Raw genomic sequence first — 12,539 nt, 5'->3', positions numbered from 1 at the left:
TGCGTCGACCGGTACTTAGACAGAAAGCTCGTTGTCGGCTTGGATCACATCAAGCGAGTCGGCGTCGATGGTGTCGACATCAAGCCAATTAGGTACGTACTCCCGTTTTTCGAAGGTTTCGTGTTCGTCCTCGGTGCCGATCGTACACCACAGCTGAACCTCATCGGGGCCGTGCCAGTCGCCCTGTCGCTGGATCGAAAAGCAGATCTGCTCGCGCCCATCGTAGTCGATGATCGCACCCTTGCGGATCCCGGGGTCGCCGGTGACGATGAGATGTTGCATACCCGGGCTTCGACTGGCTGGCTGTTAATGGCTTCGATGCGGGCGGTTCTTCCTCGCGAGGGATCGTCCACCGTGTCTCGCTAAACGTCGTCCACCTCGTACTCGCCAGACCTCGCCCACCACTGTTCGTCGCCGTCGCCCGCCGTGCTCCCGCTGTCGGGATCGTCATCTTTAGGTCTCGTCTGGCGAAGAGGAGATATGGATCGCTTGCAGCAGTCGCTTCTTGAGGCACCGATCATCGAAAAGGGCGACTACGAGTATTTCGTCCATCCGATCAGCGACGGGGTTCCGATGCTCCGCCCCGAACTGCTGCGGGAGATCGTCATCCGAATCATTCGGAAGGCCGAGATCGAAAACGTCGACAAGATCGTCACGCCCGCCGCCATGGGCATCCACATCTCGACGGCCGTCTCGCTGATGACCGATATCCCGCTTGTCGTCATCCGCAAACGCTCCTACGGGCTTGACGGCGAGGTGTCGCTGTCGAAACAGACCGGCTACTCCGAATCGGAGATGTATATCAACGACGTTGAGCCCGGTGACCGCGTGCTCGTCCTCGACGATGTGCTCTCGACGGGTGGGACGATGGCGGCGATCCTCGACGCGCTCACCGAGATCGGCACCGAGATCGCCGATGTGGTCGCGGTGATCAAGAAGGCCGGCCCGAACGATCTTGATGAGACCGACTACCACGTCAAGACGCTGATCAACGTGACCGTCGAGGACGGCGAGGTCGAGATTACCGATCCGATGGGCGACGACTAAGACGGCGGCGATGCCACCGCCGGCGCGGCGGCTGTTTCGCAACCCTTATTTCCGCAATCCAGAAAGGAAGTAGTAGCCAACGACGGCGTGCCGGAGTAGCTCAGCCTGGCAGAGCGAATCCTTCGTAAGGATTAGGCCGAGGGTTCAATTCCCTCCTCCGGCTTTCGGTTCACTACGTTCTCCTACTGATACACTAACCACCACAAGGCGACGGTGTTTTATCATTAGTTGGTAGCCCAAACAGTGACATTTGATTAGGTTTATCGGCAACAAATTCTGCAATCCGGGGTGCAACATTTGTTTAGGTAACCGATGCGGGACTCTGAAGTACAGCGATTTTGAAAAAGGAGTAACGCTGTGTTACTACCAGAGGTCAAAGCTCATGACGACATGAAGCGTATCGGTGTCTCCACGTTCAGTCACAGAGCCAGTACGTGACTTGTCTAACTCGTTGCCGCAGCCGTGTCACCGGCTTCCGGCTCGAACGGGAGACTGATGACGAGTTGGTCAAACCAGACGACCGGCCGCTTTCGCTGGCCGTCCTCCTCGAAGAAAATGATGCCCAGTTGAGCGAGTTGACTCAGCTCTTCGTGGACGTTCTTCACGTCGCGGTCGACGACGCGGGCGGTCTCGTTGATGCTGGCCGGCTCCTCGTGGCGGATCGCTTCGATGAGATCAAGGACACGCGGTGTCAGCGTTGACATCAGCTCGTCGTAGCTGGAAAACGAGAGCGTCGGCGACGAACCGACTGTCTCTCCGCGGTCGAGTGTCTTGATGCCGTCGGCAACGTCGTCGTGGAACTCGCTGGACGATTTTACCGTCACGATGAGCGTTGATTCGGCGTGCAACTGTTCGCGTTCCATCGGGTGGAGTGGGGGTGTGGAGTTGGTCATTGCTATCACCAGTGGTTGGTTTCACGGCACCTCGAACTCGGCTTTCGGAATCTCGCTCCAGAACTGCTCCCAGAGCTCTCCCATCCCAGGAAACTCGATTATCTCTGGGTCTGGATCCGGCGCGAGATGCAGTTCGTGCCCTTTCGTGGCCTCGTGGGAGTTATCGTATCTGCGAATCGTCCCATCGTTGAGCGTGTGCGGCGGGTTCGGCTCTGTCGCGCCGTAGTGGAGTTTGTACGCCCACCCTGAGGGGTACGCCTCACGGTTTGTCCGCATGCACAGTACACGGACGACAGTTCCGTCAGGGTAGGTTTTCACCTCCTGGACGCCGTCTAACTCCGCGTCGGTCGGCGCGTCCATCCTCCTGTATTGGTACTGTAGCCAATAGCATAAATTCATTGGTTAATAGACCAATACACATTTTCGCTGTTCTCGTGACAACGCTATTACAGCAGCTGACGCGCGAATACGCAGGATTAAGCCCCCTGCGCACGTTAGAACCCATGACCACCCACATGGTGGAACCCGAACCACTCTCGATTCTCGTCGTTGACGATAGTGAGTTCTTTGCCAACCTGGTCGCCGAGACACTCAGCGAAGAACACGGGATGGCAACGACCGCCGTCACCGATCCCCGGGAGGCGGTGTCTATCGCCGCCGAGGGAGCCGTCGACTGTCTCGTGAGCGACTACCAGATGCCGGATCTCACCGGCTTGGAGCTGTATGACGCCATCGTCGACAAGACTGACGTGCCGTTTATTCTGGTCACCAGCGAGGGCGATGAGACGGTCGCCAGCCGCGCGATCCGCAAGGGTGTCGACGAGTATATCCTCAAACAGGACATCAACGAGGCCGACGCGCTCGAACTGCTCGCCAACCGCATCGACAACGTTGTCGATCGACACCGCACCCAGCAGAAATACGAGCGACTCGTCGACAACGCCCCCGACGAGATCAGTCAGATCCGCTTGGATGGGACGATTCTGGCCGCCAACGAGACGATGGCGCGGGCGTTCAACACCACCACCGACGAGCTTGTCGGCCAGCAGCTGTCGTCGATCCTCCCCGAAGATGTTGCTGACAATCGTCTGACACAGGGCCGCCGGGCACGCACCGCCGGTAGCGTCGTCACCTTTCAGGACAGCATCGGTCTCCGCCATTTTCACAACATCGTCGTTCCGCTGGCGACCGGCAGCGAGACGGACTCCGTTCAGATCGTCACCCGGGAGATCACGCTTCAGAAACACAACGAAGAGCAGCTGCGCCGCAAAAAAGAGGAGCTCACCTTCATCAACCGGATCGTCAGCCACGACATCAAAAACGATGTCAGCGTCATCTCCGGCTGGGCGGGCGTGCTCCCCGAGCACACCGACCCGGAAGCCATCGAGATGGTTGACCGGATCAGAGAAACGAGCAACCATATCGCGGAACTCGCCCAGATCGCCAAGGATTTCGTGGACTCAATCGAGGGAACGACCACCGTTGATCTCGAAGCGATCGATCTCGGCGGGATCGTCGACACTGAAGTCAGCAAACTCCGCTCAAAACACGACGACGTAACGATCACCGTCGGCGACGATATCGACGCCGTCGTTCGGGCAAACGAACTGTTGTCGTCGGTGATCGGCAACCTCCTCACAAACGCCATCCGACACAACGACACCGGTGCCCCTGCGATCGAGATCACTGCCGAACAGACGGCGACAACGGTCGTCCTCCGGATCGCCGACAACGGGCCGGGCGTCCCCGACAGCGAAAAGGAGGCTGTCTTCGAGAAGGGTCGCAAGGGTGCCGAGAGCCCGGGGTCGGGGATCGGGCTGTATCTCGTCTCGAAGCTGGTCGATCAGTACAACGGCGAGATCTGGGTCGCGGACAACGAGCCAACCGGGGCGGTGTTCGCCGTCGAACTCCAGATCTACGACCCGAATATCGACTAATCCGCTGGCGACCGCCACACCACCTCAAAACAGGCTATCGGTCGTTACAGCCCCAACAACACTGAAGACGGCAGCAATACTGATCGCTCGGATGGTGACTGCTGTGCGGGCCGCTGGCTCAAGATCACTCAGGAAGACAGCCGGCGCGGTGATAGCGACCGCGAGCGCGCCGACAGAGCCGAAGGCGACGATCAGCACCGAGATGAAGCGAACCGGGATGCCAGCGACCGCCGCCTCCCGCCGTGGATCGCGGTCGTTGTCCGCGCCGTACAACCCCCCGTAACCGATCGCCATCACGGCACCGACGAGGACGACGCTGTGTAGCGGCGTCATATTGCGGGCGAGCGACCACACCTCCTCGGTAACGACGAACGGCCCGGCCAGCAGAAACCCGCCGACGATCTGTTGGGCGGTGTCGGCGAGCTTGTGTTTTCGTCATTTGTTCATACCCACTCTTTGGCATGCTGGGTGGAAGAGCTACCGGCTGGTAGCGTGGTGGCATCTGTCGACACTCACCGTCGACTGGACGCATGTTTCACCCACTCTGCGTGATCTGGCGCGGTGTTCCGACAGAAACCTAGGCGAATCGTGCACAATCGTTATATAGCTGGCGACAAAGTATGCGACATGGCAACAGCTACCAATCCCGTTGAGCCAAACCGGTGTCCGTTCTGTGAGCGACCGATCGGCTCCGCCGGGGCCGGGTTCATGGAGCACATCGAGTCGCACCCCGACTGCAACGAGGCTTTTGAGCTGTGGCGTGAGCGTGTTGACGGCGACATGCCGGGTGGGTGGGCCGGCTGAGGCGGTTGTCTGCGGCGGCCATACAGCGCGGACAGCACCATCGGTTAGTAGGCCGGAACGGGTAGCAAGGGTTTTTCCTATCGGTCTCATAGGAGCGAACAGATGAATCAGTACGCAGTCGGTCGCCGGTTTGGAGGGCAGCGATGAGAGGTAACGACCAGCAGGCGTACGACCGCGGCACGTCGCTGTTTTCGCCGGACGGTCGCATCTATCAGGTCGAGTACGCCCGGGAGGCCGTCTCCCGTGGCGCGCCAAGCGTCGGCATCCGGACGGCCGACGGCGTTGTGCTGGCCGCACAGAGCCGCGCTGGCTCGTCGCTGATGGAATCCGAGAGCATCGAAAAGCTACATAAGATCGACGACCACGTCGGTGCGGCCTCCGCGGGCCACGTCGCCGACGCCCGTCAGCTGATCGACTTCGCCCGTCGACAGGGCCAAGTCAGCCAGCTCCGCTACGGCGAGCCGATTGACGTGGAAGCACTCACGAAGGAACTCACCGACCACATTCAGGAGAACACTCAGCGCGGCGGCACCCGGCCGTACGGGGCAGCCCTGCTCATCGGGGGGATCGAAAACGGCGAGCCACGACTGTTCGCGGCCGACCCCTCGGGAACACCCAACGAGTGGAAGGCGACGGTCATCGGCGGCTCCGGCGCGGACATCCAGGAGTTCCTCGAAGAGGAGTGGGACGAGGATATCAGCCACGACGACGGCCTCGCGCTGGCGGTGCGCGCGCTCCGCGTCGCGACCGACGAACTCGGCCCGACGGAGGTCAGCATTTCTACCCTCACCGACGATGACGGCTTCAGGTCGCTGACCGTCGAGGAAATCGAGGCTGTCTTCGACGACGCCGACATCGACCTCGACGCCGACACGGACGACGAGTAAGGGGGCGGATCACGCGGCCGCCGCCGCTATCGCCGCCAGCGAATATTTTGTGGAACCGACGGATTTTCTATTCGGCATGCTGTTCGACCGACATGCACCCCCCGGAGTCGGCAACGGTCGAACACCTATGTATTTATCCGATCAAATCACTTGACGCCCGGCCAGTCGAACGTGTCGGGATCGTCACCAACGGCGGTCTCGCCGGCGACCGCGAGTACGCGCTGTTCGACGGCGACGACGATTACGTCAACGGAAAAAACGACCCGCAGATCCATCCCATCCGTGCGACCTACGACGGCGAGACTGTGCACGCGGAGACGGTCACATTGTCGACGCCGGAGCAGGCCTCACGTCAGTTCGACCTCACCGGTGCCGACAGCGACTCATCGGGCTCTCTCACCGACTGGCTCGGCGAGTGGTTCGGCTACCCCGTCACCCTCGACCGTAACCGCGCGGGCGGCTTTCCCGACGACACCACCGCCTCGGGGCCGACGATCATCAGCGAGGCGACTATCGACACTGTCGCCGGCTGGTTCGACGGCGTCGAACCCGACGAAATGCGTCGTCGCCTCCGACCGAATATCGTCATCAGCGGCGTGCCGGCGTTCTGGGAGGATCAGCTCTTTGCCGACCGCGACAGCCGCGTTCGGTTCTCGATTGGCGACGTTGAATTTGTCGGCGTCAACCCCTGTCAGCGGTGTGTTGTTCCGAGCCGCGATCCCGACACCGGCGAGGAAATCGAGGGCTTCAACGAAACGTTCATCGGGCAACGGCGGGCGACGATGCCCGACTGGAGTGGTAGCGACTGGTTCGACCACGACTTCCGGCTGATGGTCAACACCGCGGTTCCCGAGGCAAGTTGGGGCGACTCAATCGCCGTCGGCGACGAGTTGACCGTCGGCGAGACGGTGCCAGCCGACGAGACGCCGGTGCCGGCCGAGTAGCGCGAGGGCCGCCGCTGCTCACCACGTTCGGAACGAGAAATCGAGACTCGGAGCCGAGTGCGTCAGCGAGCCCATCGAGATGATGTCGACGCCGGTGGCGGCGTAGTCGGCCACGTCGTCGAGGCTGATGCCGCCGCTGGCTTCGGTCAGCACATCGGCAGCGTTGTCACCGAGCGCGTTGACAGCGGCTTCGGTCTCGGCCGGCGTCATGTTGTCCAACAGGACGATGTCGGCACCCGCTGTGGCTGCACGGCGGGCCTGATCGGCTGACTCGGCTTCGACTTCGAGCTTCGTCGCAAACGAGGCCCGCTCGCGGAACCGCTCGATGGCGGCTTCGAGCCCCAGCTCGGCGATATGGTTGTCCTTGATCATCACCATATGTGAGAGGTTGAGCCGGTGGCTGTCGCCGCCGCCAGCGACGACCGCGCGTTTCTCGATGCCGCGCAAGCCAGGCGTCGTCTTTCGCGTGCCGGCGATCCGTACGTTGTCGGCGACTTCGCTCGCACGGTCGACGGCTTCCCTAGTCTTTGAGGCGACGCCCGAGGCGTGGCCCGCGAGGTTGACCGCGACGCGTTCGGCCCGGAGCGTCTCGCGGGCGGGGCCGTTCGTCGTGAGCACGGTTTCGCCCACGTCGACGGCGTCGCCGTCGACGGCCTCACGGTCGGCGTCGACGCCGAGGTGGTCGAAGACGGCTCCGGCCGCGTCGATGCCGGCGGCGACGCCTGACGCCTTGGCGACGAGTCGGCCATGCGTCTCGCCGTCTACGTCGTTTGTCACGTCGTGGTGACCGATATCCTCTTGCAGCCACCGGTCGATCTGATCGGCCGTGAGCATCAGTCTCCGTTTGTCGCTGCTACCGCCGATTCGGTTTCGTGCTCCTCGACGAGATAGTGACAGCCGACGCTCTCGCTGTTCTCGGCGGCCGCGTTGGCGATCAGGATCGCGACGACCGTCGCGTTGCGGAGTTCATAGAGGCTGCGGGAGGTTCGCGTCCGGGTGTAGGCGTCGACCTCGCCTTTGAGTCGGCGGAGGATACCACGCGCGCTGTCGATCCCGCCGCTCGTTCGCCGGAGGCCGAGTTCGTCGCTGACGACGCGCTGCAAGCGATTGAATTTCTCGCCGGCAAAGCGGTCGGGCAGGGCGGGGTCGCTGTTCTGGAGCCGCTGGTACTCGATGGCTTCGGGCTCGAAGCCCGCCGCATCGCGGCCAGCACGCAGCCCCCAGACGAGGCCTTCCAGCAGACTTGTCGAGGCCAGTCGGTTCGCACCGTGGACGCCGGTTCGGGCGCATTCGCCGGCGGCATAGAGGCGGTCGAGGCTTGCCCGCCCCCGGTCGTCGACGGTGACGCCGCCACAGAGGAAGTGCTCGCAGGGCGCGACCGGAATCCCATCGGCGGGATCGATCCCGTGGTCGGCGCACTTCTCGGCCAGATTGGGAAACGCCTCGTTGAACGGTTCGGCTAGCGGACGCACGTCGAGCGTCACGCCGCCGGTCGCGTCGATCTCGTCTTGGACGGCGCGGGCGACGACATCCCGCGGCGCGAGTTCGGCGTCGGCGTGGTACTCCGGCATGAACCGCTCGCCGTCGGCATTACGCAAGAGGGCTCCCTCGCCGCGAACTGCCTCACTCAGCAGGAATGGTTCCTCGACATCGGCCGCGGTCGGGTGGAACTGGACGTACTCCATGTCCTCGACCTCGGCGCCGGCGAGAAACGCCATGGCGATCCCGTCGCCCGTCGAGCCCGGCGGGTTGGTTGATTGCTCGAAGCAGTCGCCGATGCCACCTGTCGCAAGGATCGTCGCGCCGGCAAAAACGGGCTCGCCGTCGGGGTCGGTATCGAGCAGCGCGCCGTGGACGCGGCCCTCGTGGCGCAGGAGTTCCAGGGCGGCTGTCGATTCGAGGATCTCGACATTGTCGACACTGCCGAGATACGAGAGAAACGGCCGGAGGACGTGCTGGCCGGTTGCGGCATCGACATGGAGGATGCGATCCTCGGAGTGGGCGGCCTCCTGTGCGAAGTCGTACTCGTCGTCGAGGGTGTCGAACTCGACGCCGAGCGTCTCGATCAGCACGTCGCGGACGGCGTCGGCGGCGTTCTCGACGAGCACGTCGACCGCCTCGGGGTCGGCGACGCCCGCGCTGGCGTCAATGATGTCGGCTTTCAGCGAGTCGGGGTCGCCACGGGTGGTAGCGATGCCGCCCTGGGCCCAGTCGGAGGCGGCGTCTTCGGGTTCGCTGGCCTTCGTGACCAGCAGTACCTCTTCGCCTTCGCGCGCGGCGGCGAGAGCGGCTGCACAGCCGGCGATCCCGGAGCCGACGACGAGCACGTCGGCGGTGCGGGCGGCGTCTGCTGTTGGTGTGTTCGGTGTCATCTTAGAGCTCCAGCATGCGGTCGAGGGCGACACCGGCGAGTTCCTTCTCTTCGGGGGCGACCTCAACGACGTTGTGCTCCCGTCCCGCCGCTAATTCTTCGAGCACCCACGTCAGGTAGTTGGGATCGATCTGGCGCATCGCGTCGCAGTCCATACACGCGTCGCCACAGAGTGGCACCACGTTCACGTCGTCGTGCCAGCGGTCGAGATGGTTGGCGAGGTGGATTTCGGTGCCGATTGCCCACGTCTCACCGGTGTCGGCCGCCTCGACGACTTCGGTGATCGTCGCTGTGCTGCCGACAACGTCGGCGGCTTCGACGACTTCGCGGCGACACTCGGGGTGGACGACGACGTTGGCGTCGGGGTGTCGCTCGCGCACGTCGGCGATGTGGTCGGCGGTAAAGCGTTCGTGAACCTGGCAGTAGCCGTCCCAGAGCACGATTTCGCTCTCTTCGAGTTCGTCGGCATCCTTCGCTTCTGGATCCCACGGGTTCCACTCGGCGATGGAATCCTCCATGCCGAGGCGGTGGGCGGTGTTCTCGCCGAGGTGTTTGTCGGGGAGGAACAGCACTTTGTCGCCGCGCTCGAAGGCCCACTCGAAGGCCTTGTGGGCGTTCGAGGAGGTACAGACCAGCCCGCCCTGTTCGGCACAGAAGGCCTTCAGGTCGGCATACGAGTTCATATAGGTGATCGGGATGATTTCACTCTCTGGGTCGGCGCTGGTGATCTGTTCCCAGGCGGCATCGACCTGCAGGGCCTCGGCCATGCCGGCCATCGGACAGGAGGCTTCCATACAGGGGAGGATGACCGTCTGGTCGTCGTCGGTGATGATGTCGGCGGATTCGGCCATGAACGTCACGCCGCCGAAGATCACGTACTCGGCGTCGGCCTCGGCGGCGTGTTTGCTCAGGGCGTAGGAATCACCGATAAAATCGGCGTGCTCGACGATCTCGCGTCGCTGGTAGTTGTGGCCGAGTATCACTACGTCGTCGCCGAGTTCGTCGAGTGCGGCTTCGATCCGGGGTTTGCGTTCGGCTTCGGTGAGGTCGCGGTGGCTCGCCGGCAGCTGTTCGAGATTGTCGTATTTAAAAAGGCTCAGCTCCGTGTCGAACGTCGCTGTTTCCATGTTGGCCATAGGTCAGGTTCGTTGGGTATCTGTACCACGTCACCTGTATTGAAGAGGTTTTCTATTCAATACGCAACTCCGGGTGTAGATATTCGTATAACATTGCCAACGGTGATTTCCCATCCACGAACGCGGTGATCGTCACACAGTCATTCGGCAGGCTGTCACATGGGGCGGTCGAAGCGCAACTGTTTTGATACCAACCCGGCTACAGTCGGATGCATTCAGCCGAATGCGACCTGCTCTGGTGGTGTAGTCCGGCCAATCATATCACCCTCTCACGGTGATGACCAGGGTTCAAATCCCTGCCGGAGCATTTCTTCAGTTGTCCACTCTTCTTGGTAAACGCTCAGTCCGATACGAACGTCTTGACAACGCTCTCATCCGATTGTATCTGGATGTTTCATCTCGATAATCAGAACACTTAGGTGCATTTCGCGTGGTAATCTGGTAACTACACGCAGTACGCCACACAACCGGGCAGTACAGCCAACACACGGGCACCGGGCACCCGTTCACGCGAGTGCTCACGACACAGCAGCCGGGCCAATCCACAACAGACAGACACATGAGCCACCCAGTAATCTCACGTATCGCGGAGCAAACCGGGGCAACGCCGGTCGCAACGGAGCACCTCTTCGGTGAGATCAGACAGGTTAGCTTTGCTGCCGACACGGAGTACGCGGCGATCGTGGCGGCCGCTGCGACCGTTGATGCCGAGACCAGCAGCGATATCAGGGTGTGGGGCTGTGGGTACTCGATCGATGGCTGTCCGCGCGTTGCGATCCAGCGGTTCGAATCCGCTGAGCCGCCGGACGACGATGGATACGACCGCGACCGTGAGTACAAGCTTCTCCGCGCGCGGGGCACAGCCGCACGGGGGTCGGTCACCGCGCGGCCAGGCGCGTCAAATACAACCGTCGAGAAGTAGTTCCCCTCATCGCTCGGCGTGTTTTCGCGTGTAGTCGGCTGGATCGCTGACCCGCGTGTATTCGACGGTCTCTTCCAGATGGTCGGTTGCTGTCTTGTGTGTGATCTGGTCTCGGATGTGGTCGGCGCGTTGCAGTGCCGGGGAGTCGAAGTCGGCTGTTTTGATGACCGCTTCCAGCCGATCGATAATAACAGGCTCATCGTAGCTGACGAGCTGTGCGACCGCAATGTTGGCCGTTTTCGTGTCGTCATCACCGATCGCTTCGATCAACGCGGTGAGGCAGTCGGTGTGTTCGGCTGGATCGATCAGCTCTCCGAGCAGCCAGACCCCGTTGCGGCGGCGTTGCCGGGAGTCGGCCGTCACGACCGGCCGGAGTTTGGGGACGATGTCGTGGGACGAATACTGCTGGAGATGGGTTCCAACCGTCATCCGGACGGTATGGCTGTCGTCGGCCGGGGCGTTGACCAGCAGATCCACGATCGATCGAACCGCCCGCTCCTGTAGCTCCGGTACATCGGTGGTGAGTGCCCACAGCAGCAGCCCAAAGACGCGCAGCGAGCCAACAGTTCCGATCTCGTCGAGGATGGCGTGTTGTACCTGCGGCTCAGCCGTCTTTGCCAGCGGCATGACCGCGGCGAGTGCATCGTCGGTGCCGATCCGAATGAGGCAGGTGGCCGCGGCCGTCCGAACCTCGACAGCGTCGCTGTCGAGACACCGGATCGCGGCGTCAACACAGCGTGGGTCACCGAGCCGACCACACTCAATGAGCGCCCGCACCTGAACGCGTGGATCGTGATCGGCACAGGCCGCCGCAAGCTTTGGCACGATCCGGTCGCTGCCAACGTGTCCGAGTCCAGCGATGCCGACCAGCCGAAGTTCGACGTGGTCGCTCTCAAGCCACTCGCCGTACACCAGCGGCGGTGGGGTTGCTGGTGTCGGCGCGTCGGGGGATTCGATTCGTGTAACGACCGTATCGACCGCCCGCTCGTCGAGATATATGAGCGTTTCAACGATCGTTGCCCGGACGCTGTCGTCGGCTTCGGTGATCGCGGCGGTGTAGAGCTGTGCTGTCAGCTCGGCCGTCTCCCCCTCGCGGATCGATTCAGCTGACTGTGCCAGAATGTTCGCTGCCTTCTGTCGAACAGCAAGCGGTTCGTTGCTCCCAAGGTATGTTGCCAATCGCGTAAACTGCCCACTACTCGCTATCGAATGGAGAAACCCGGTCTCGGTGGGCCGGCGATCGGGCGACATGGATGCTGTATCACACAACTACTGTCGTTCACCTATATTTTGTTCTATACTGTTTATTTGTCAGTGGATTATGTTGTCGTAACTCATCGATAGCTGTCATATTATTGTTTATTGTCCAACAGTATTCGCGGTCGATACTGTAGCAGAGACGCATCGACAGGCGGACGGCTGTCGTCGTCGATGGCTGTCATCGATGATGGTTTTCAGTTGGTGGTTGCTATCGCTCGCTCTGTCTCCTCCGTCTCCTCACCTGTTTGCGGCAGGAACTCGCTGAGTGTAGCTTCAGACTTAGACTGTCTAGTTTAACCTCTCTGGGAGCATATCTACAGGAATGAGCCGGAAACAGC

General features: G+C 61.9%; 13 protein-coding genes, 2 tRNA genes and 1 pseudogene. 8 read left to right on the top strand and 8 right to left on the bottom strand.

All coding sequences use genetic code 11. From position 1 onward, the window contains the following. Positions 1-15 precede the first annotated feature (15 nt). Positions 16-282 (bottom strand): HAH_0734 family protein, encoded by a 267-nt coding sequence (locus HKK80_RS13020; protein ID WP_142442560.1) that lies wholly within the window; start codon positions 280-282, stop codon positions 16-18. Positions 283-480: 198 nt separating this feature from the next. Between HKK80_RS13020 and hpt the strand changes: the two genes are divergently transcribed. Together hpt and HKK80_RS13010 are read left to right on the top strand one after the other, a co-directional pair. After that, on the top strand, positions 481-1,047 hold the full coding sequence (gene hpt / locus HKK80_RS13015) for a hypoxanthine/guanine phosphoribosyltransferase (RefSeq protein WP_411800026.1): 567 nt from the start codon (positions 481-483) through the stop codon (positions 1,045-1,047). Positions 1,048-1,136: 89 nt separating this feature from the next. Continuing rightward, positions 1,137-1,210: transfer RNA gene (locus HKK80_RS13010), tRNA-Thr, on the top strand. 280 nt (positions 1,211-1,490) lie between these two features. Here the strand turns inward: HKK80_RS13010 and HKK80_RS13005 are convergent. Together HKK80_RS13005 and HKK80_RS13000 are read right to left on the bottom strand one after the other, a co-directional pair. Beyond that, positions 1,491-1,940 (bottom strand): hypothetical protein, encoded by a 450-nt coding sequence (locus HKK80_RS13005; protein WP_411800025.1) that lies wholly within the window; start codon positions 1,938-1,940, stop codon positions 1,491-1,493. Between the two features lie 21 nt (positions 1,941-1,961). Further along, on the bottom strand, positions 1,962-2,300 hold the full coding sequence (locus HKK80_RS13000) for a DUF6516 family protein (protein ID WP_411800024.1): 339 nt from the start codon (positions 2,298-2,300) through the stop codon (positions 1,962-1,964). Between the two features lie 143 nt (positions 2,301-2,443). On the opposite strand from HKK80_RS13000, the gene HKK80_RS12995 reads away from it, so the two are divergent. After that, on the top strand, positions 2,444-3,877 hold the full coding sequence (locus HKK80_RS12995; protein WP_411800023.1) for an ATP-binding protein: 1,434 nt from the start codon (positions 2,444-2,446) through the stop codon (positions 3,875-3,877). Between the two features lie 24 nt (positions 3,878-3,901). Here the strand turns inward: HKK80_RS12995 and HKK80_RS12990 are convergent. Then, a pseudogene (locus HKK80_RS12990) lies at positions 3,902-4,312 on the bottom strand (DUF2391 family protein); the annotation flags it as partial. Between the two features lie 192 nt (positions 4,313-4,504). Between HKK80_RS12990 and HKK80_RS12985 the strand changes: the two are divergent. The 3 genes from HKK80_RS12985 to HKK80_RS12975 all read left to right on the top strand — a co-directional run bounded on the left by HKK80_RS12985 (position 4,505) and on the right by HKK80_RS12975 (position 6,512). Then, entirely contained in the window at positions 4,505-4,681 is a 177-nt protein-coding gene (locus HKK80_RS12985) for a hypothetical protein (RefSeq protein WP_411800022.1), read from the top strand. Positions 4,682-4,824: 143 nt separating this feature from the next. Continuing rightward, the gene (psmA, locus tag HKK80_RS12980) at positions 4,825-5,568 is read left to right on the top strand and encodes an archaeal proteasome endopeptidase complex subunit alpha (RefSeq protein ID WP_411800021.1); all 744 of its coding nucleotides are present in this window, start codon (positions 4,825-4,827) and stop codon (positions 5,566-5,568) included. Between the two features lie 92 nt (positions 5,569-5,660). Beyond that, positions 5,661-6,512 carry an MOSC domain-containing protein gene (locus HKK80_RS12975; protein WP_411800020.1) on the top strand — a complete coding sequence of 284 codons (852 nt, stop codon included), beginning with the start codon at positions 5,661-5,663 and terminating at the stop codon, positions 6,510-6,512. A gap of 18 nt (positions 6,513-6,530) precedes the next feature. Here HKK80_RS12975 and nadC read toward each other — a convergent pair whose 3' ends face one another. Genes nadC through nadA form a run of 3 tightly spaced genes read right to left on the bottom strand, consistent with a single transcriptional unit; the run spans position 6,531 to position 10,019 of the window. After that, complete coding sequence (gene nadC, locus HKK80_RS12970; protein ID WP_411800019.1) at positions 6,531-7,346, bottom strand: carboxylating nicotinate-nucleotide diphosphorylase; 816 nt, start codon at positions 7,344-7,346, stop codon at positions 6,531-6,533. Continuing rightward, entirely contained in the window at positions 7,346-8,884 is a 1,539-nt protein-coding gene (locus HKK80_RS12965) for an L-aspartate oxidase (protein WP_411800018.1), read from the bottom strand. Before HKK80_RS12965 ends, nadC begins: the two co-directional genes overlap by 1 nt. Before the next feature lies 1 nt (position 8,885). After that, the gene (gene nadA / locus HKK80_RS12960; protein ID WP_411800017.1) at positions 8,886-10,019 is read right to left on the bottom strand and encodes a quinolinate synthase NadA; all 1,134 of its coding nucleotides are present in this window, start codon (positions 10,017-10,019) and stop codon (positions 8,886-8,888) included. Between the two features lie 232 nt (positions 10,020-10,251). On the opposite strand from nadA, the gene HKK80_RS12955 reads away from it, so the two are divergent. Further along, positions 10,252-10,326 (top strand) — tRNA-Glu (locus HKK80_RS12955). A gap of 252 nt (positions 10,327-10,578) precedes the next feature. Next, positions 10,579-10,941, top strand: a complete 363-nt coding sequence (locus HKK80_RS12950) for a hypothetical protein (protein WP_411800016.1) — start codon at positions 10,579-10,581, stop codon at positions 10,939-10,941. A 6-nt stretch (positions 10,942-10,947) separates the two neighbouring features. Here the strand turns inward: HKK80_RS12950 and HKK80_RS12945 are convergent, their stop codons facing one another. Continuing rightward, a complete protein-coding gene (locus tag HKK80_RS12945; RefSeq protein ID WP_411800015.1) occupies positions 10,948-12,192 on the bottom strand; it encodes a HEAT repeat domain-containing protein in 1,245 nt (414 codons plus the stop codon). Between the last annotated feature and the right edge of the window lie 347 nt (positions 12,193-12,539).

It is taken from the genome of Halonotius sp. F2-221B (assembly GCF_046719765.1).
Lineage (GTDB): Archaea > Halobacteriota > Halobacteria > Halobacteriales > Haloferacaceae > Halonotius.
Note: the sequence above shows the minus strand (reverse complement) of the source record. Positions and strands in the feature narration are given on the sequence as shown.